16 protein-coding genes and 1 pseudogene are annotated in these 19400 nt (G+C 49.6%); 8 read left to right on the plus strand and 9 right to left on the minus strand.

Annotation, left to right across the window (positions count from 1 at the left end; genetic code table 11):
• The first annotated feature begins 54 nt into the window (after positions 1-54).
• Positions 55-741, plus strand: coding sequence for a D-lyxose/D-mannose family sugar isomerase (locus ACN5NT_RS19625; RefSeq protein ID WP_419176589.1), 687 nt, complete (start codon positions 55-57; stop codon positions 739-741).
• Between the two features lie 40 nt (positions 742-781).
• Here the strand turns inward: ACN5NT_RS19625 and ACN5NT_RS19630 are convergent, their stop codons facing one another.
• Positions 782-2209 (minus strand): PLP-dependent aminotransferase family protein, encoded by a 1428-nt coding sequence (locus tag ACN5NT_RS19630; protein ID WP_136796816.1) that lies wholly within the window; start codon positions 2207-2209, stop codon positions 782-784.
• A gap of 167 nt (positions 2210-2376) precedes the next feature.
• Between ACN5NT_RS19630 and ACN5NT_RS19635 the strand changes: the two genes are divergently transcribed.
• On the plus strand, positions 2377-2745 hold the full coding sequence (locus ACN5NT_RS19635) for a response regulator (protein WP_419176590.1): 369 nt from the start codon (positions 2377-2379) through the stop codon (positions 2743-2745).
• Positions 2746-2770: 25 nt separating this feature from the next.
• Here ACN5NT_RS19635 and rarD read toward each other — a convergent pair whose 3' ends face one another.
• Positions 2771-3670 carry an EamA family transporter RarD gene (gene rarD, locus ACN5NT_RS19640; RefSeq protein WP_136796818.1) on the minus strand — a complete coding sequence of 300 codons (900 nt, stop codon included), beginning with the start codon at positions 3668-3670 and terminating at the stop codon, positions 2771-2773.
• 93 nt (positions 3671-3763) lie between these two features.
• Positions 3764-4519: a cytochrome c biogenesis CcdA family protein gene (locus ACN5NT_RS19645; protein ID WP_419176591.1), complete on the minus strand. Its 756-nt coding sequence runs from the start codon at positions 4517-4519 to the stop codon at positions 3764-3766.
• A gap of 315 nt (positions 4520-4834) precedes the next feature.
• Between ACN5NT_RS19645 and ACN5NT_RS19650 the strand changes: the two genes are divergently transcribed.
• The 5 genes and pseudogenes from ACN5NT_RS19650 to ACN5NT_RS19670 form a co-directional block, all read left to right on the plus strand.
• Positions 4835-5455, plus strand: a complete 621-nt coding sequence (locus ACN5NT_RS19650) for a TetR/AcrR family transcriptional regulator (protein ID WP_419176592.1) — start codon at positions 4835-4837, stop codon at positions 5453-5455.
• 90 nt (positions 5456-5545) lie between these two features.
• Positions 5546-6697, plus strand: coding sequence for an efflux RND transporter periplasmic adaptor subunit (locus tag ACN5NT_RS19655; protein ID WP_136796821.1), 1152 nt, complete (start codon positions 5546-5548; stop codon positions 6695-6697).
• Positions 6694-10032 (plus strand): efflux RND transporter permease subunit, encoded by a 3339-nt coding sequence (locus ACN5NT_RS19660; protein WP_419176593.1) that lies wholly within the window; start codon positions 6694-6696, stop codon positions 10030-10032. Before ACN5NT_RS19655 ends, ACN5NT_RS19660 begins: the two co-directional genes overlap by 4 nt.
• On the plus strand, positions 10029-11495 hold the full coding sequence (locus ACN5NT_RS19665) for a TolC family protein (protein WP_419176594.1): 1467 nt from the start codon (positions 10029-10031) through the stop codon (positions 11493-11495). Before ACN5NT_RS19660 ends, ACN5NT_RS19665 begins: the two co-directional genes overlap by 4 nt.
• Positions 11496-11590: 95 nt before the next feature.
• Positions 11591-11776: pseudogene (locus ACN5NT_RS19670) on the plus strand (GGDEF domain-containing protein); the annotation flags it as partial.
• Between the two features lie 37 nt (positions 11777-11813).
• On the opposite strand, the gene ACN5NT_RS19675 reads toward ACN5NT_RS19670, so the two are convergent.
• The 3 genes from ACN5NT_RS19675 to ACN5NT_RS19685 form a co-directional block, all read right to left on the minus strand.
• Positions 11814-14222, minus strand: a complete 2409-nt coding sequence (locus ACN5NT_RS19675; RefSeq protein WP_419176595.1) for a fatty acid cis/trans isomerase — start codon at positions 14220-14222, stop codon at positions 11814-11816.
• An 89-nt stretch (positions 14223-14311) separates the two neighbouring features.
• Positions 14312-14806, minus strand: coding sequence for a GNAT family N-acetyltransferase (locus tag ACN5NT_RS19680; protein WP_136796825.1), 495 nt, complete (start codon positions 14804-14806; stop codon positions 14312-14314).
• 384 nt (positions 14807-15190) lie between these two features.
• Positions 15191-15775, minus strand: coding sequence for a hypothetical protein (locus ACN5NT_RS19685; protein ID WP_419176596.1), 585 nt, complete (start codon positions 15773-15775; stop codon positions 15191-15193).
• Between the two features lie 229 nt (positions 15776-16004).
• Here ACN5NT_RS19685 and ACN5NT_RS19690 point away from each other — a divergent pair, with 229 nt between their 5' ends.
• Positions 16005-16463 carry an Hsp20/alpha crystallin family protein gene (locus ACN5NT_RS19690; protein ID WP_136796827.1) on the plus strand — a complete coding sequence of 153 codons (459 nt, stop codon included), beginning with the start codon at positions 16005-16007 and terminating at the stop codon, positions 16461-16463.
• Between the two features lie 487 nt (positions 16464-16950).
• Here the strand turns inward: ACN5NT_RS19690 and ACN5NT_RS19695 are convergent, their stop codons facing one another.
• The 3 genes from ACN5NT_RS19695 to ACN5NT_RS19705 are packed head-to-tail and all read right to left on the minus strand — an operon-like array spanning position 16951 to position 19398.
• On the minus strand, positions 16951-17910 hold the full coding sequence (locus tag ACN5NT_RS19695) for an ABC transporter substrate-binding protein (RefSeq protein WP_419176597.1): 960 nt from the start codon (positions 17908-17910) through the stop codon (positions 16951-16953).
• Positions 17897-18646 (minus strand): ABC transporter permease, encoded by a 750-nt coding sequence (locus ACN5NT_RS19700; protein WP_136796829.1) that lies wholly within the window; start codon positions 18644-18646, stop codon positions 17897-17899. The genes ACN5NT_RS19695 and ACN5NT_RS19700 overlap by 14 nt, the downstream gene beginning before the upstream one ends.
• Positions 18643-19398 carry an ABC transporter ATP-binding protein gene (locus ACN5NT_RS19705; RefSeq protein WP_419176598.1) on the minus strand — a complete coding sequence of 252 codons (756 nt, stop codon included), beginning with the start codon at positions 19396-19398 and terminating at the stop codon, positions 18643-18645. Before ACN5NT_RS19705 ends, ACN5NT_RS19700 begins: the two co-directional genes overlap by 4 nt.
• Positions 19399-19400: the final 2 nt, after the last annotated feature.

The following is a 19400-nucleotide window of genomic DNA, read 5'->3' on the forward strand; positions in this document are numbered from 1 at the left end:
CACTATAGTGAACGATAAGGAAAACTGTCAATCTCTTTTTAGGGTTCTATTAGGATGAAACGTTCTGAAATAAATCACAGTATACTGGACGCCATTGCTCTTTTTGAAAGCATGCAGTTTAAATTGCCGCCATTCGCCCTCTGGTCACCAGAACAATGGCAGCAGGTAGGCGAAGAAGCCCGTGAGATTTTAGATAACGGCCTCGGCTGGGACGTGACTGATTACGGCAAGGGAGACTTCCCCAACACCGGTTTACTGCTCTTTACCATCCGTAATGGCAATTATGGCAACCGTGAGACCTACCCTAAAGGATATGCCGAAAAAATCATGGTGGTGCAGGAAAATCAGATGACCCCCTGGCACTTCCACTGGAATAAGCGGGAAGATATTATCAACCGTGGTGGTGGAGATCTGGTCGTTGAACTTTATCTGGCTGATGAGAATGACAAATTCTCAGATAAGGAGTTTGAAGTAACAATCGATGGCATACGCAGGAAAGTTGCCCCCGGCGGTACTGTGGTGCTCACCCCCGGCGAGTCGATCTGCCTTGAGCCGTACGTGTACCATACCTTTTACGGACGAGAAGGTGGTGGTACCGTGATGGTAGGTGAAGTTTCAGATGTCAACGACGATGCCAACGACAACCGCTTCTATGATGAGATTGGACGCTTTCCCACAATCGAGGAAGATGAGCCACCCACACATTACCTTTGTACCGAATATCCAGAACTGAAGAAATAACTCGAGGTCGGATAATGCTCTGCCTGCAGGGGAAGCACAGCTACCCCTGCTCAATCACATCCCGCACCAGTTCGCCCAACCGCTTCACACCGCTTTCAAGCCGCTCGTTCCATGGAAAGCCGTAGTTGAGCCGGATGCAGTGGTTGAAACGATCGGTGACCGAGCAAAGATCCCCCGGCACTATGGCGATATTTTCCCTGGCAGCGAGTTTAAAGAGCTGCTGACTGTCCACCCGTTTGTCCAGCTCCACCCAGAGACAAAGCCCACCCTTCGGTGCGGAAACCCTTGTGCCGTCGGGGAAATATCTGGCCACCGCCAGCATCATATTCGCGGCCTGCTTTTTGAGCGTTGCGCGCATTTTACGCAGGTGCCGCTCATAGGCTCCGGTTGCCAGAAAGCGTGCTGCGACTTCCTGGTTGAGTTGTGAGCTGCTGACTGTAGAGTTAAATTTGATGCGCTTGACCTTCTCCTTGAAACGACCGGGAATAGTCCAGCCGACTCGCAGATCGGGTGCCAGCGATTTGGTAAAAGATGAGCAATAAAGAACCAGCCCCTCACGATCAAAGCTTTTTAAAGGCCTTGGCCGCGTCTCGGTAAAGTAGAGATCACCATAAATGTCATCTTCTATGAGCGGGATACCACGGCCGGTGATAATCTCCACCATCCTCTTTTTACCCTCGTTAGACACCACGTAGCCAAGCGGATTATGGGCACTGACATTCACCAGCGCGGCCTTCACATCATGTTCTCCCAGCACCTGCTCCAGCTCATCGAGATCAAAACCATGCTCAGAATCCACCGGCACCTCCAGCGCCCGCATGTTGAGATCTTCAATGAGCTGCAGATAGCAGAGAAACGTGGGAGACTCGATGAGTATCACGTCTCCCTCACGAGCCACCGCCCGCAGACAGAGAGCTATGGCATCCATACAGCCTCCTGATACGATGATCTCTTCTCCCCGCTCGCGACTGAAATACCCCACAGATCGTTTAGCCAGCTCCTTTCTCAGGGCCGGCACACCTATCGGGTGGCCATAGCCTATCATGTCGCCTGTCATATAGCCGGCGGCAACGGCCCGGACCTCCCGGCCCAGTTGTTTCAACGGCAGCAACTCAGGAGCAGGAATTGCTGTCCCCATGGGCAGCATATCCGGGTTACTGATATACTGTTGCAGCATGGTCGAGTGGGTATTAATGGTGACCTGATGCGGCCGGATTATCCGTTTTTCCTGCACCGGACGCGGCAACACCTTTTCCAGCAACGGCTTTACATAAAATCCGGATTTTTCCCGAACCTCCACCACCCCACGGTCTTCAAGCTCGTTATACGCCTGGTACACTGTGGAAATTGACCGGCCTGTCTGGGCTCTGAGACTCCTCAAGGAAGGCAGTTTTTCACCCGCCCTGAAATTACCTGCGCGTATCTTACGCTCAAGATCGTCTGCTATCTGAAGATATTGATATTCCATTTTTTACGGTAATAATTGTATCTGTGAACTGACTAAAACACATCATCCAGGCAGGATTAACATGCTTTTTCAACCCTACTTGACTCGGTCTGCTGATCTTGATACGGATAACTATAGGGAAGCATTAACTGCTATATTCCATGAACAGTGAAAAGTACGAGAGACACATGGCAACTGTTCTCTATATTGAAGATAATCTGGCAAACAGAAAACTGGTTCAACTCCTTATCGCCCGACGAAGCGACCTCGAGCTTATCAGCGCTGAAACAGGGAGGGAAGGATTGTGCCTTGCCCATACATATCTTCCAGATATCATCCTGCTTGATATCAGCTTGCCGGATATACAGGGAGACCAGGTGTTGAAACAACTCAGGGACAATTCTCAAACCTCGCAGATTCCTGTTATCGCCATCTCCGGCGACGGCATAGAAGAGACCCGATTGCGTTTTCCTGAATTCCAGGCCTATCTTGAAAAGCCCGTCGACATCCAAATGTTCTACGATACCATAGACGCCCTGCTTGACAAAGTAGCGTAACTGCACTTAAACGGCCACTTCATTATTATGACTGGATAGTCATGGCCCGCTTCTGGCGACGGCTCAGCATAATACTCTCCATCATATACAACGCCAACGCACTCCAGATCAGGACAAAGCCGATCATTCTGCTTATTGGAAAGGGCTCGTGATACACGAAAATCCCAAGCACCAGACTAATACTCGGTGCGATATATTGCAGTAATCCAAGATGGGTCAAAGAGATATTCTGGGCGGCATAACCAAATAACAACAATGGCAGAGAAGTAATCACACCGGTGCCGAATAGCAGCAACGAGCCGGAAAGCCCGATGTGGCCGAAGGAACCTGTGGAATTGCTTTCCCAGAACAGCAACAACATTGTAGCAGGGACAAAAAGTACCATGGTCTCCATACAGAGACCTTCAAGCGCCGGAGTTGAGGATTTTTTGTGCAACAACCCGTAAAGCGCAAAACTACAGGCAAGACTCAGGGCAATCCAGGGAAATTTGCCATAATAAATTGTGAGATAGAGTACGCCAACCGCAGCTATCAGCAATGCTCCAGCCTGGGCTCTGCGCATATTCTCCTTCAGAAAAATCACCCCGAACAGCACAGAGATAAGAGGATTGGTGAAATAGCCGAGACTGGCCTCGATAACGTGGCCGGCATTAACCGCCCAAATATAAAGCAACCAGTTACCACCAAGCAGAACAGCAGCCATAATCGATATTTTCACACTCTCTTTATCACGTAAATTCTCAAGAAGGGAACGCGAGCGTTTCAGCAGAAAGATCAGGCCGATAGTGAAAAGCAACGACCACGACATTCTGTGGCAGAGAATTTCATGGGCAGGAACCTGTTGCAAAAGCTTCCAGTATACCGGCAAAACTCCCCAAAGTACGTAGGCAGCTATTGCAGAAAAGACACCCAGTTGAGTGTTCATTGAAAATTTACCTCAAGGCAGTACCACGCCCACCAGTATCGACCTGTAATCAGATCTATACTACCGGGCAAAGCTGGTGATAGGGAACAATTATCAAGATGAAATGAGAAGACCGCTGGAAGCCCAGTAATAAATGATATATCCACCTGCAGTCAACAAAAATATAGCTGAAATTTTGTGGATATATGGCACAACCCGCCTCATGGTCCCCAGAACCATCCGCTTTTTTACGAGGGCTATCCCCAGGGTGAGTGTGTGCATCACCAACCCCATCCCCAACACATAGCTGAGAAACTGCAGCAGGCCTGCGCTGACATTGCCGGCTGTCATGGAGTTGCCGACCACAGCGAGAAATATAGGTAAAGTACAACCCAATGATGTCGCGCCAAAGGCCAAACCGAAAACAAAAAAGCCTTTGCTGTTCATCTGTCTGAGATCACCAACCTTATCAACCAATTTCAATGCCAGGGGGAAGGAAATCACCTTACCCATCAACAGCCATAAACCAAGCGCGACGAGCAAAACTCCCATGGCAACCGCGAACCATGGCATAATGCCCATCAAATAATAGCCTCCGATGGAAATCACCACACCTACCGCACCGAAGAGCAGACCAAACCCCAAAGTGACCATGACCGCAACCCAGGTAGCCTTCAGGGCCCTGGTCAGAAAAGTCTGTTCGAGATAGCCTGCCTCCTCTGATCCCAGATATAAGGTCATATAGACCGGCAACATGAAAAATCCACAGGGATTCACGGCCGAAACCATTCCGGCACCAAAAGCGTAACCAAACGGCAAAAGATCGGCGAGTTGCCCTATCCATTGACTGACCAGAGACTGAATTTCCATGGCAAAAATTTACGTTATCTGAAAGAGGAAATGGAAGTTATTAATACCACATAGGGTTCTGATTGTGCTGCAACAGGCACCGAATATAACAATTTACTTAAATAACTACACACTCTTTTCCTGCCCGGAAGATATTACACGACCGCAACACCAGCCATGACCGACAACGACTTTACAAATAAAACGCTATATCAAGGAAATATTCAAAGTCCACAAAAAGTCGACCGCGGTCATTTTTTATTTGACATTACCTGACAACAACGATAAAAGTCGACCATGGTCATTTTTATAATATTATGAAATTGTATAGGATTTATGGTGTCGTTACGAGAAAAAAAGAAGCGGAAAACCAGAGAAGCCATACTCAATGCAGCGATTGAGTTGTTTGGCAAGAATGGTTTCGAAGCAACCAGCATTTCTCAACTCGCTCAAAAAGCGGGTGTGGGCAAGGGAACGGTTTACAGCTACTTCAGTACCAAGCAGGATATTCTCAATGCCTTCTGCGAGGGTGAACTGGAGTATGTTCATGAACAGCTGAACACTAAAACCAACCCGGATGCCCCGGTGCTCGAACAACTGGTCACAATATTTTTAGCTGAGTTCGAATATGTGACTCGAACGCCTGAATTTGGCCGACTCTATATGCAGGAGATGCTCTTTCCCAAAAAAGAGATGGTGCTGAACCACAAAGAGCTGGAGAACAAGTTCCTCGATATGATCTTTCCTATAATCAGCCGCGCCCAGCAGAGGGGTGAACTTCGAGCAGACATGAAACTCCTCCATCTCTGCGGACATTTTTTCAGCCTCTTCATCCTGCTGGTTCACGCCTGGTACTCAGATCTGCTCGGCGACCAAACCGCGGAAGAAGCTTTAACCACACTGTTCAGCAACGCTTTGAATGGGTTACAACCACCTGGGACATCCATTGAACGATAATATCACAATCCAAATTGCCCCTTAGCACTCAACAAAGACGAGGGCAGCAGACAGTCGTACCTTAACACAATTTCAGCAAAGGAAGCAGTCATGGAAACTACGCCGCACCCACCTCACTCCACGAGAGGCAAAGTCGTCTACTTCATCTGGAGCAATATGCCTCGCTTCATGCTCCTCTTTATGATCGTGCTGATAGTGTATCTTGCATTCGCAGTAAAGAGTAAGGATGAATCCATAGCCGCCGGCAAGGCTGCCGCTATCAGTCAGGAAAAACCACCGGTCAACACCATCACCCTCGAACTCTCTCCCAGCACCATATCCGACCGCATTAACCTGCCGGGCTCGATCGAACCCTGGACCGAACTGCAACTTCTGGCCAAGATCAACGGTTCGATCACTGAAGTCCTGGTCCATGAAGGTGCCCGGGTGCAAAAAGGTGATGTACTCGCCCTGATAGAAGAAGCGGATTACCGCATCGCCCTCGATCGTGCCCGGGCTGCCTACAACCAGGCCAAAGCTGATTTTGAACGGGATCAGTCTATTTACACCAAGGGTATGATCCCTACGGCTGAGATTGAAACCCGTAAGACCAACATGCAAACCGCCAAGGCAGATCTGGCCGACGCAGAACTACAGTTGTCGCGCTGCTCCATCACTGCCCCCATGGACGGTGTTATCAAAAAGCTCGATGCCAAAGTTGGCCTGCTGCTCTCTGTTGGGGACCCTATAGCGGATATCCTCGAAATCGATCGGCTCAAGGCTGTCATCGGCATCCCCGAGTCTGATGTCAATAAAATACGTAAGCTTGACAGGATCGCACTGACAATACAGGCGCTTGGCAACGAGACAATCTACGGTACGACCCATTTCATCTCACCATCCCCTGACTCAGTGGCGAGACTCTACATGATGGAGCTGGAGATCGAGAATAATGACGGTCGGATTCTACCCGGAATGTTCGTGCGGGCAGACATCGTTAAAAGCAGAATTGACAATGCTGTCACCATTCCGTTTTACAGTGTAATTTCAAGAAATGATGAGCAATTCGTCTTCGTCGAACAAGACGGTATCGTCGAGAAGAGAAATGTCCGACTGGGCATCATGGAAAAATGGCTGGTGCAGATAACTGAAGGGCTTGATTTCGGTGACCATCTGGTCGTCGAAGGTCACAGGGATGTGGAAGACCAGCAACAGGTACGGGTTGTGAAGGCGGCTACCAGCCTGGAGGATCTGAAGCTATGATAATCTCTGATACTGCGGTCAAAAAGAGTACGACCGTTGCCGTATTGGCGGTAATGCTCATCATCTTCGGCGCCTATTCCTATAAGGTGCTGCCGAGGGAGAGTGACCCGGACATCACCATTCCCAATGTCTTCGTCTCCACCAGTTACAGAGGAGTATCGCCTTCGGATATCGAGACCAGCATCACCATCGAGATCGAGAAAAAACTCAAAGGACTGGAAGGACTTAAAAAACTTCAGTCGGTCAGCTCCGAAGGGCTCTCGTCCATCAACGTTGAGTTCGTGACCGGCACCGATATAGACCAGGCGATCCAGGATGTAAAGGACAAGGTTGATGAAGCATTAGGCGAATTGCCCAGTGACCTGGAAGATGACCCCTCAGTCTTTGAAGTCAATTTCTCCGAAATGCCCATTGTGGTCTACTCACTCAGTGGAACCTGCGGTCTGCCATGCCTTAAGGATATTGCCGACGATCTCAAAGACGATATTGAAGGCGTCACCGGCGTGCTGGAAGTTGAGGTCACCGGCGGCCTGGAGCGGGAAATCAGGGTTGAAGTTCACCCTGAAAAACTCGCCTATTACGGGCTGAACATCGGTTCCCTGCAACAGGCGGTGGAGAGCGAGAACCAGAACACCTCGGGTGGTAACATTCGCCTGGGAAGCGGTCGATTTCAGCTACGGGTCCCTGGTGAATTCGAGACACCCGAAGAAATTTACGGCCTGATCATCGGCACGCACCAGGGACAACCTGTCTACCTCAAAGACGTTGCCCAGGTCGTTGACGGTTTCAAGGAAGAAGCCAGCCGCTCACGGCTCGATGGTCGCTCTGCCGTCAATATAACGGTGAAAAAACGCTCTGGTGAGAACATCATCAGTATCAGCAAGAAGATTGATGAAATAATCAGCGAAGACCAGGCCAGCTGGCCCTCCAGCACCAAAATCACCAAAGTCATGGACAAGTCCAGGGATATTGAGCTGATGGTTGCCGATCTCGAAAATAATATTCTTTCAGGTCTGGTACTGGTGATGATTGTTATCTTCTTCGCTATGGGTATCCGCAACGCCCTGCTGGTAGGTCTTGCCATCCCCTTCTCCATGCTGCTCTCGTTCACCGCGCTGTACCTTATGGGCATTACTCTCAACATGGTGGTACTCTTCAGTCTGACCCTGGCTCTGGGTATGCTTGTCGATAACGCCATTGTTATCGTCGAAAACATCTACCGCTTCATGGAGCAAGGTGTAGGCCGGGTGGAGGCAGCCATGCGCGCCACATCGGAAGTTGCCTATCCGGTAATTGGTTCCACCCTCACTACCTTGGCAGCATTTTCGCCACTCCTCTTCTGGCCGGGTATCATGGGTGAATTCATGAGCTATCTGCCTCTTACCCTGATCGTCACCCTCTCGGCAAGCCTCTTCGTGGCCATGGTAATTAACCCGGCAATGGCTTCGATCTTTATGAAAGTAAAGAGCCCTGCCACGGGCAGTGAACCCCCAAAAAACGCCGAAGAGGTTGCCAAAGCCATAGAACAGCCAGCTGAAATAGAGGGGTTTCTGCTCAAGAATTACAGCCGGATCCTCAGAAACGCACTTGACCGGCCATTCGCCATAATCGGTGTTGCCTTCTGCATCCTGATCGTCATGTTCAAGAGCTGGCAACTGGTGATAGGTTTGGAAAAGCCCGTTGAATTTTTCCCGGAAATAGAACCTAAAGGCATGTACGTCAATATTGACGTACCGGAAGGGGCTGATCTTGACTATATCGACAAGATTATCGAACGCGTCGAATTCGGAATTGCCGGCGTTGCCCCCGGCACACTCGATGAACGCGGCGCCCCTGTTTCTTCCCTGCAGGCACTTGCCCCAAAACTGTATGAAAAACCAGACGGTGATGAGTATTACGGCCCGAGCGACCTGAAAAACATCAAAAACGTCTACACCCGTGGGGTGGTTTCAAGTGGCGGTTCCTCCGCCTTTTCCGCCAACACCCCGAACCATATCGGCGTACGATTTTTAGAGCTGGATGAACGCTGGCGCAGCTCCCATGACACTGTGGACGATATTCGCGCACGGGTAAGAGACATTGCCGGCGGTGAGATCACCATCGCCATGGAAGAAGAGGGTCCACCCACCGGTTCACCCATCAATATAGAAATTTCCGGCGACGACTTCGCAGTGCTCGGTGAGATAGCCAAACGCATAAAGGAGTATCTGGTCCGCATCCCCCACGTTGAAGACGTGCGCGATGATTTTGTCGAAGGTATACCCTCCGTACAGGTTATCGTGGATCGCCAGAAGGCTGCCCTGTTCGGCCTGACCACCGATGGGGTCGGCTTCGCCTTGAAGAGCGCCTACAATGGTCTGGAAATCTCATCGTATAGAGAAGGAGATGAAGATTATGACATCACCCTGCAACTGCAGGAGTCTGATCGTAAAATGGTGGACATCCTCCACGAGCTCATGCTGCCGACGCCTTCCGGCCAGCTGGTTCCGCTGTCAACCATTGCCGAGGTTACCTTCGCGGGAACCATCGGCAACATTAACCGTATCGACAATGAACGGGTGGTAACCGTAAAGGCCAACGTCAACGAAATCCACAAACCAGGTCCCGTAGCACGGGAAGAGGCGGAAGAGCTGCTCAAGCAGTTCCACCTGCCGCCGGGCTACAAGATCAAATTCACAGGTGAGTTCGAATTCCAGCAGGAATCAGAGGACTTTCTGACAAAAGCCTTCGCTGTGGCACTGCTGCTTATCTTTTTGATCCTGGTCTCCATGTTCAACTCGGTCAGCCAGCCATTTATTATCATGACCTCGGTGATTCTTTCACTTGGCGGTGCTTTTCTCGGGTTGACACTGTTCAAATCGCCTTTCGGCATAATTATGACCGGCGTGGGAGTTATCTCTCTGGCCGGTGTAGTGGTCAACAACGCTATTGTCCTGATCGACTACACCAACAAACTGCGTGAGCGCGGTTATGCCCTGCGAGATGCCGTAATATCTGCAGGTGCCACCCGTCTTCGTCCGGTTCTGCTCACGGCAATCACCACCATACTGGGACTGATCCCGATGGTGACAGGCATCTCATACGATTTCCATAGCTGGTCTATCTCCTGGGTAAGTGAGTCCAGTCAGTGGTGGCGTTCGATGGCTGTGGTGGTCATTTTCGGTCTCATTGTCTCAACCTTCCTGACTCTGGTCGTGGTACCAACCCTGTATTATCTCATCAGTCGATTTGGCACTATCTCTCAACAAGTGATGGCACGACTTCGCTACCTCTACTGGAAGCCTTATTATTATTTAGCTGGCGAACCAGCTCAACAGAAGGATAAATCGTTATGATCCGACCTATATTTCATTTCTTCTTCGGCCTCCTGCTGCTGGCTCCTGTCACCGCTTCGGCCATGGACAATGGTACTACTCCTCTCACTGTCCGTGATGCTGTGGAGCAGGCCCTGGCAAATAACCTGAACCTGATGCTGCAAAAAGAGAACGTCAAGGCTGCCGCGGGTGCCGTCGGCATTGCCGGCAGCAGGTTCGACAAGTTCATCACTGGTGAAGCAGATGTGGCCAGGAGTGAGCGTACCCCTATTTTCCCAGGAGGCGCCGAAGTTGAAGAAGATGCGAACCTGGATATCTCTCTTATTAAACGGTTCACCACGGGTACCGAAGTGCAGCTTGGCTGGAACAACAACCGCTTCGACACAGATGTAGATGAACAGACCCTCAGCCCGATGTTCAGTTCAGGTCTCTCCCTCGGGCTCACTCAACCCTTACTGCGGGGCTGGGGTCAGGATATCCAGCTGGCACCTGTTCAAGCCGCAGAAAGAGACCTTGAGGCAGAGACCTTTCAGGTCAACAGCCTGGCGGCTGATCTGGCGGCCCAGGTAAAAAGCGGCTACTGGACTCTGGTCTTCGCAAGACAGGATATCGAAGTTAAACAGTTCTCCCTCACCCTGGCTGAAAAACTGCTTGAGGAGACAAAAGCCAAAATTGCCGCAGGCAAGCTCGCTCCGGTGGAACTTTTTCAGCCTCAATCGGAAGTTGCCTTGAGAGAAGAGCAGCTCATCGCTGCCGAAAGGGCAATCGGTGTGGCCGATGATGAGCTGAAACTGCTTTTAAACAGTGATGACTGGTACAGTTCATATACCCCTATCGACACGCCTAACACTGAACCGGTCTCCCTGACGGCGGAAATTATCCTCGATAATGCCTTGAACAACAGGCCGGATATAAAAGCAGCTCAGATTGATGTGGATGCTGCCCGACTGCGGGAAAAAGTCGCCCAAGATGACCTTCGTCCCGAGCTCGATCTGGTGGGAAGTCTCGGATATGGTGGTACGGATGATAGTTATGGTAGCGCTGTTGACAACAGTTTTGACGATGGTGATACCCAATGGCTGGTTGGCCTCAACCTCACCTTTCCGCTCGATAACTCAGCCGCAGAAGGAGCCATGCAACAGGCCAGAGCCTTTCATTCCCAGGCCAGAACCTCCCTGGAACTGCTGAAACTTCAGGTAATACGTGAAGTACGAACCACAGTGCGTGATGTCCGCCTGGCAATCAAGGCCATTGAGGCGACACGCAAAACCAGTCTGGCCACCAGAAAGCGCCTTGAGGCCGAGCAGGCTAAATTTGATGCCGGGCGTTCAACGACCCTTGATGTGCTCATCGCCCAGGAAGCCTACTCAAACGCTCTCAGCCAGGAGAACCAGACCCATGTGATTTATGCCCAGGCACTTGCAGAGCTGGATCGAATCCAGGGGCTCATCTCCTTTGACCATGAAGAAGGTCGGACAAACTAATAGATAGGTGCACTGAATGGCCCGCGAGGAGAAGCCCGAGATGGTCATCACCGACTGGATGATGCCCATCTCGGACTGCAACAGAAGCGACGGTTGAAGAACATGAAATCAAGTTAAGCGATGGCACTACTACCGATGTTACCATCAGTGCAGGCGTGGCAACCTGGACAAGTGATTTCAATAATCAGGACCAATTGATAAAAGCGGCCGACAAAGCACTCTACAGTGCCAAACAGAATGGTCGCAATCGTGTTGAACTGACCGGAACACAACAGCCCTAATAGTAGGTTATCAGAGCTGTTTTGAGCTTTTTACAAATCAGCGGCCTTTCAGATCATCAGGTCGTTTTACCGCCAGGTGGTAATAACGGTTCAGGTCAAAAAGCCCGGCCCGCAACGGATCACTCTGCAAAAAATCTTCCTGAAACCAATCATACTCTTTCCAGAAATCCGCATCTGCCCGGTTCACACCATACTTCAACAATTTTCTAATTGCTGCTTCACTGTGGTCATAATCTTCCAGAGTCTTTAAGAAATCAGGTAGATCAGCCAGCGTCACATCAAAGAAATAATTTGGGTAGGAACCGATATAACCGCGAATAAAATCAGCCGTATCTTTCGAAGGATTGAGCTTATCATCTTCGTGGCTCAGGGTGCGGACATCATCGTGCCAGCGGTTAATTACCATGCTGACAACCTCATCACGGTTCTCCGAAACCCGAATCCGTACCATCGCCAGATTAGCGTTATGATCCTTCACATATTTAAAAAATGAAGTTCCCGAGGCAGATACCGCTTTGAATCCCTGGATATAATCATCTTCCGAAGTGTACGTTGTTGGCAGCGGTGGGTAATCTTCGCCCTCTTGCCGATAATTTTCGTCAAAGGCTATTCCCGTTGCCGGATTTATACGATCTTGAACAACATGCTCAACAAACTCACGTTTTGGATTCTCAGATTCAAAATCGATAACGGCCGGCATGAGCGATGGCGTATACTTCAGCTTTTTTAAACTCATTCCGCCATACCAGTCTGCCATCAGCTTCGGCCGCTGTTCTTCAGGCAGAAAATCGAGAAAGTAAGTCTCCCCCTCCTGACGAAGCTTATCCATATAGAGCCGGACAGCCAACTGATGTCCAACGGAACCATATACATCAAATCCGGCCACCAGTGCATAATAAACCCGTTCCAGTAGCGGGTAGTCAAACACCCAGATGGTACGGGGCAAATCACCCAGCGCTCCCTTACTGACCGAGGCACTGTTAAAATGCCTGAATACGGTAAGCACAGGGCTGTCGTCCTGGTCATCCCCCGGCCAGATCGCCTCATAGCCAATACCGCGATTTCCATAATTCTTATTATAATAATCCTGCCTTGCGCTTACGTACCTGGCTGCGTAACGCTCATAACGCGGAATCATGTACCACTTGAAAATACTGAAAAAACTCCCCTGTTCAGTAGGAATTCTGGTGAGTTTGAGGTGATCATGCAGAAAACCCGGTTGCTGCACCGAAAGATCATATTCCGGATCCATGAACAACAACCAGAAATGATCCCGCACCACATTCAGCGCCACCTGCCCTTTGCAGACCGGGCCGCGGATGAAGGTCATGATTATGTAGTGACTGTTATCCAGCAGAAACCTGTAACGCGACTCGGGCGGAATCTGCTCAAAGACTTCGAACGGGTTTGCGCTTTGCTTTTTATTAAAGCCAACCCAGTGCGGTTCACGCAGCCAACGGGGCTTGATGAACAATTTGTGGTACTGCTCATACTGCTTGTCGCCCAGCTCGAAAACCATATGCGTCTTGTGGACAATGGTGGAGTAGATTTTCCTGAACCGGTAATAAAACTGATCCACTTCAGGGTCATCATACGGTCGAACGGTGGGTATCACGCTGACAGGCGTACCCGGTGGAGTGTATGAGCGAACTAATTCATAGAAATTTCCATTATCATTGAAATAGATATGGGCCAGAAACAGATGTTCGTAGAGGTAGCGGGCAGTCATCCGATGCTTCGGGTCCTGCTCGTTGAAAAACACCTCCCATTTATCGACATTCTCCAGATCCGCTTCCGCAATCGCTGCCCGACGAGCATGCTCATCTTCTGTTGGCCCCTGGCCGCCAGCGGTGAGCCAGTCACTGATTAACTGGAATTCGTCTTTCTCTAGAGGCGGAAAGCCATAGGGCATCCCACGATTCGGGTGTTTCTCTAGATACTCATCCATCTCGATGGAAGTGGCGGCGCAGCTGAGCTCATCTTCCTCGGGCTTATAGGAATTTCTGGGATCTTCATAATCTGTTGTACAGGCGCTATCAGGGTTATCGCGCTTATGAGCCAGAATCTTCAGCAGAGGGGAGTTATTTTCCCCACTTTCCGCGCTGCTCTCGGTGACGCTGTGAAAACCCTTCTCCCGCCACTCGGCGGTGGTCTGCGCATCTGTGAAGAGACGCGTGGGCTCCATGGACCAGAGACGTTTGGAATTGTATACCGCCTCCTTGCTGGCACCGCGATCCAGTCCGTCCCAGGAACTCAGCTTGAGCTGGCAGGGAGAGTTGTAGCAGCTGTGGCACACCACACAGCGATTATCGAGGATAGGCTTAATCTTGTTAAGATAGTCAACACTTCTCTCCGGGGTTCGAACCGCCACAGCCTCCCCGGATTGCTCCACCACACACCCGGTGAGCACGACAAGACACAGTACCGCGAGCACAACTTCTCTCATTACCGACCTCTTAAGCTTGATATGGATGTATTCAGGCTGGCTGTTCGCGTTGCCCTGTTATAAATATGATTTTTTATCAGTAGAGAGAGTTATGCTGGTTCAACCGCAGTAAGCCGGTACTCAAGATGCGGGGTGGTACGCCCCTCAATGGTCGAAGGATAATCTTCGACATAAGTGCAACCCATTTTCTCGTAAAAACCGGCAGCGTTGGGATCAGCAAGGACCAAGAGAGATTCCGAACCGTTATGTTTTAAAACAGCGAGGCAATGTTCAAACAGCTCCCGACCGATCCCCTGCCCCATTTTACAAGGCAGCACAAACATGTGATCGAGCCATACTCCCTGCTGCAGGGTCACACAGGAAAACTCCTGATCATAGAGCAGTTCAACCAGAGAATAGTAGGCGACCACTCGCCCATCCTCCTCAAACACGTAGACCAGATGACTTTCCAGGTATTCCGGCGTGATAGTTAATTCATCCTGCCAGACCTGCATATAACTTTCAGGATATTCCCAATGAGACTTGGAATGAAAAGATATTGATGTGAGTGTGGTGTGTTCACCCTGCCGAGCCTTCCGTATCACGTTCTTCCCCCCAGTGAAACTTCGTAATGCGACACCGGCATATATTACGAAATAATTATGTAATTTCAACACCTTTCGTTCATTTCTAACGACTTCAATCCCCCTCACATTACATGATCTTCGATTCTCACCAAGCGAATTATTCAATAAACACCTGTGATAACAACACTCCCAGCCAACAGTGCATTCAGGTCACGCATTTCAGATGGGTATGCACAGCAAAAAAAATAAATTTTTCCAACTATCAAAATTGTATTGGGCTTTTCTCATTACAATTCTGCTCGGATCCAAATTTAACCTGGCGAGCCGGGTGAGACGCTGATTACCACTAAAACCGAACTATACATCTCCCCCCTGACTCATATCCCCTCAATGGTAAAGCAGCTAAAATTCCTCTATTTTTTTGCCTTTTTCCACATAGGCCCGGATGCGTTTATATATCAGGTCGTTACTGCGCAGCATCGAGTACATCTCCTGCACAATCGGGTCTTCTTCTCCAAGTGCTTCAACAGCATCCCGAAGCAGACGTGCACTCTGCCGCACATGTTCAGCAAGATGTGTTTCGATTTCCACCCGTTTTCTGTGTCTTGCTTTTTCACGCTCAACCAATGGAAGAATCCGCTGTATCGAAAATTCAACAAGGGCGTCACGTGGAGTATTGTACTGGGCTGAAATTGCCTCAAGTATCTCAAGAGTTTTCCTTGAGATCACAAATGTTTTGGTGACTCTTCGGTCTTTTTTCGGAAAATTTTCAAACTCGCGGGCAATGGTTTTGAGCGCATGGATGTCATCCATAAGATGATCAAACAATGATTTCTGCTTAATTCCCATCTGTCCAGCCAAAATGGATAAAGCGGTAATCGCTCTCTCAGACAGTTTGAAGGTTGTCCGGACTGATTGCCGCCCTCTCATCCCCAGGGCTGATTCGTCTGTTATCTCTAATATTATTGATGTTTTCTTTCTTCTCACAACTCTACCCCGACAGCAATCCTCTCATATTTAAATATTACTTTTATGACAGTGTAAAAAAAGTAACATTAGTTTATTGACAGCTACATTTTTATTATTACCATTTCACGTACAGAGGTAAAGCCAATAATAACCAAACATGGTGTCTCAATGGCAACCAGCAAAACTGCTTGTCTCGTAAAAGAACGTTGAACATGAAGAGACAAGGGCAATACTAAAGGAGAACATTATGAACATCGTACGTTACAATCATGGAAGAAATCGTGTGGTTCGTCCAAACACTGACATTGATCGTTTTTTCGACGGATTCTTCGGTGACTTTTTCGGCCCGACTTTCAATATCACCGGCAATACCGCCCGTCAGCACAACCAACTGCATGTTGATGTCTACGAACAGGAAGGCGTGATTCATGTGGAGGCCGAAATGGCGGGAGTCCCGAAAGAAGACATAAAACTCGATGTGAAAGGTAAACACCTCACTCTCGGCTATGAGCGTAAGGTCAACGAGAACGTCACAGAAGAAAACCGCTACAGAAGAGAACGCTCATACGGCAAATTCGAGCGCAGCTTCAGCCTGCCTTTCGATATCGACGCCGACAAGGTAGTGGCAAAATATGAAAATGGAATTTTGAAACTTGAAATTCCGAAACCGGAAGAACAACAGCCTAAGCAGATCACTATTAACTGATAGAGATCAACACTACAGGTTGTAAAAAAGACTCTGCTTCATTTTACTCCCTCCTCCTCAAGGCGGGGCTGCCCTCAGGCAGCTTCGCCTTTTTTACTGCTCAAACTCATGATCGACATACAAATCTTTTATATGCAAAATTCCGCCTGTACCTGGAAAAAAGCATCTAACACCCGCGGGTCAAAATGTATACCGCGCCACTCTTTCATTATCCTGAACGATTTTCCAACGGTAGAAGCAGGAATGTAAGGGCGTTGCATTGTCAGCAACGTCCTGAATTTTTGAATAATCCAGATAGCTGACATGATCTCTCACCTTTTTTAGTGAGACAGCCCCCCCATGCAACGTACCGGCAAAGATTAGCGGCGCGCCGTTATATGAACTCAGTTCAAGATGACCTTTGGGGAAGCCGACAGGAGAAATTAGGGTGGGAAAATCAGACAAAAACCGGGCTTCACCACGAGGCGGCAAGCCCGGTTTAAAAGTGCTACTGCAATTCTACAGCAATTTTTTCAAGCTCAGGGACCGAAGAGACTACTCCCTGCTCCTTTAAAAATTCACCAAACACCCGGTAACGCTTACTATCAAGTGCTCCGGGACGGAGAGCAAAACGAGGAAGAGTATCTACCCAGGCCCGGCGGTTAAGTTCATCATTGAGATCTTTGCGGTCCCCTTTGATGAAAAGCTGCCAGCTCTCATCAGGATGATTGACCAGGTACTGTACCCCCATCTCCACTGCATCGACAAATTTTCTCAACTTTGGCTCGGCAAGACTGTTTTTATTCGCTACAAGAATCAACTCGTCGTAGGCCGGAATACCGTTCTCCTCAACGAAAAATGGTCTGCCAGGACGCTTTTCAATATCCATCTGGTTCAATTCAAAGTTTCGAAAAGCACCGATAACCGCATCGGCCTGACCGGTGAACAAGGAAGGAGAAAGGGAAAAATTGACGTTGATCAGCTTTACGTCATCAAGCGTCAATCCCTCTTTTTCCAGCATTACTTTCAGCAGCACGGTTTCGAACCCGCCAACAGAATAGCCGATGGTCTTGCCCTTTAAATCGGCGATGGTTTTGATCGGCCCATCCTCCAGGACGACCAGTGAGTTCAGCGGAGTCGCCACTAAAGTTGCAATACGGACCAGCGGCAATCCCTGTTCGACCTGCATATGGTGTTGATGCTGGTATGATACGGCAATATCTGCTTTACCGGCTGCAACCAGCTTGGCAGGGTCGTTAGGGTTCGCTGGCGCGATAAGCTCGACTTCAAGACCTTTTTCCGCAAAGTACCCCTTCTCAAGTGCCACATAGAGCGGGGCGTGATCAGGGTTAACAAACCAGTCCAACAGCACCGTCACCTTCTCTGCGGCCATAGTCTGAACCGGGAAAATGATTGCGGCAACAGTCAATGCCGCCACGGTATTACGTATTTTTTTAAACACTTCCATCTGTTTTCTCCCAAAAAAGAATATACACAACAAACTTGTCCACAATGAAATAGAGACCGAGTGACACCAAAGCGAGAATCAGCAGTGCGGCAAACATCACATCAACCTGCATTCTGGCATTGGCATGCAACATATAGTACCCCAGCCCTGAACTTGAACCGACCCACTCACCAACCACCGCACCTATCGGGGCAACAGCGGTCGCAACCCTTAAGCCTGAACCAAAGGCCGGTAAAGCTGAAGGAATCACAATCCAGCGCAGTACAGCGAGCGGCCGGGCTCCCATAATACGCGCCAATTCAAGAAGCTCCCGGTTCGTACGCTGCATCCCATAATACAACGACGATGTGACCGGAAAGAAAATAATCAGAACAGCCATGGCGACTTTAGACGCCATACCATAACCAAGCCAGAGCACCAGAAGAGGTGCCAGGGCAAAGACCGGAATAGCCTGGCTCACCACGAGTACAGGTAAAAGCCAGCGTTTTACCAGGGGCTGCAGAAACATGGTGAGTGCACATATGCTGCCAAGGACGGTTCCGATAATCAGCCCCAGCACTATTTCGCTGAAAGTTGTGAGCAAATGGCCCTGCAGACTTGACCAGTGCGTTACGACCGCCCTGGCAACAGGAATCGGCCCGGGCAGGATGAACTTCGGCACTCCGCTGAGCACCACCACCAATTGCCAGAGGAGCAAAAGTCCTGCAGCAAGAATAACCGGGCGCAGGATTCTCATATCTCCTCCATAAGCAACTTCAACAACTTCACATACCCCTGCTGAACCTGACCGTCCTCAGGATTTCTCGGTGTTGCTCCATCCATTTCAATAGAGGCGACAAGCCCTGCAGGCCGTCCGCGCAAAACCATCACTTTGTCACCAAGACGCATAGCCTCCATTGGATCATGGGTGACCATCAATACGGTTTTCCCCCTGGTGAGTCTGGCAGCAAGATTCTGCAGCTTCAAACGGGTCAGGGCATCAAGAGCCGAAAATGGCTCGTCCATCAAGATTACCGGCCTGTCTTCCAACAGGGTTCTGAGCAACGCCACACGTTGTCGCATACCACCAGACAGTTCGGCGGGTAGTTTCTCACCCTGATCGGCAAGACCCGCTTCATCTAGAAGGTGTCCCGCCATTTCGCGCAACTCCGGGGTTATTTCAGAGCGCAACCTGGCTCCAAGAAGCACATTTTCCTGCACCGACAGCCATGGGAGCAACAAATCACTCTGCGCCATCCAACTGATCCCCGGATTTTCGACGCCATTAAAGTGAACCCGCCCGCTGTAACTGAGGTCTGGATTACCTGATACAATTTTCAACAATGTCGACTTTCCGCAACCGCTAGGACCGAGCAGGCAGGTACAACTACCGGCCCCAATTGTGGCACTGAAATCGCTGAACAATAACTCTCCATCAAACGACAGGGAAATCGAGTCAAAATGAATAGCAGGCGGAGTGGTACAACTTTGCAAATGAAACTCTTGCATAC

The sequence above is a fragment of the Desulfosediminicola sp. genome (genome assembly GCF_048381775.1).
GTDB classification, from domain to species: domain Bacteria; phylum Desulfobacterota; class Desulfobulbia; order Desulfobulbales; family Desulfocapsaceae; genus Desulfopila; species Desulfopila ganghwensis.

Bases quoted from the DNA above. Each gene is read 5' to 3' on its own strand.
- ACN5NT_RS19690 (WP_136796827.1), top strand. From the start codon at position 16,005: ATGAACATCGTACGTTACAATCATGGAAGAAATCGTGTGGTTCGTCCA.
- ACN5NT_RS19625 (WP_419176589.1), top strand. From the start codon at position 55: ATGAAACGTTCTGAAATAAATCACAGTATACTGGACGCCATTGCTCTT.
- ACN5NT_RS19630 (WP_136796816.1), bottom strand. From the start codon at position 2,209: ATGGAATATCAATATCTTCAGATAGCAGACGATCTTGAGCGTAAGATA.
- ACN5NT_RS19645 (WP_419176591.1), bottom strand. From the start codon at position 4,519: ATGGAAATTCAGTCTCTGGTCAGTCAATGGATAGGGCAACTCGCCGAT.
- ACN5NT_RS19695 (WP_419176597.1), bottom strand. From the start codon at position 17,910: ATGGAAGTGTTTAAAAAAATACGTAATACCGTGGCGGCATTGACTGTT.
- ACN5NT_RS19650 (WP_419176592.1), top strand. From the start codon at position 4,835: ATGGTGTCGTTACGAGAAAAAAAGAAGCGGAAAACCAGAGAAGCCATA.
- ACN5NT_RS19705 (WP_419176598.1), bottom strand. From the start codon at position 19,398: ATGCAAGAGTTTCATTTGCAAAGTTGTACCACTCCGCCTGCTATTCAT.
- ACN5NT_RS19635 (WP_419176590.1), top strand. From the start codon at position 2,377: ATGGCAACTGTTCTCTATATTGAAGATAATCTGGCAAACAGAAAACTG.
- rarD (WP_136796818.1), bottom strand. From the start codon at position 3,670: ATGAACACTCAACTGGGTGTCTTTTCTGCAATAGCTGCCTACGTACTT.
- ACN5NT_RS19675 (WP_419176595.1), bottom strand. From the start codon at position 14,222: ATGAGAGAAGTTGTGCTCGCGGTACTGTGTCTTGTCGTGCTCACCGGG.
- ACN5NT_RS19665 (WP_419176594.1), top strand. From the start codon at position 10,029: ATGATCCGACCTATATTTCATTTCTTCTTCGGCCTCCTGCTGCTGGCT.
- ACN5NT_RS19660 (WP_419176593.1), top strand. From the start codon at position 6,694: ATGATAATCTCTGATACTGCGGTCAAAAAGAGTACGACCGTTGCCGTA.
- ACN5NT_RS19700 (WP_136796829.1), bottom strand. From the start codon at position 18,646: ATGAGAATCCTGCGCCCGGTTATTCTTGCTGCAGGACTTTTGCTCCTC.
- ACN5NT_RS19655 (WP_136796821.1), top strand. From the start codon at position 5,546: ATGGAAACTACGCCGCACCCACCTCACTCCACGAGAGGCAAAGTCGTC.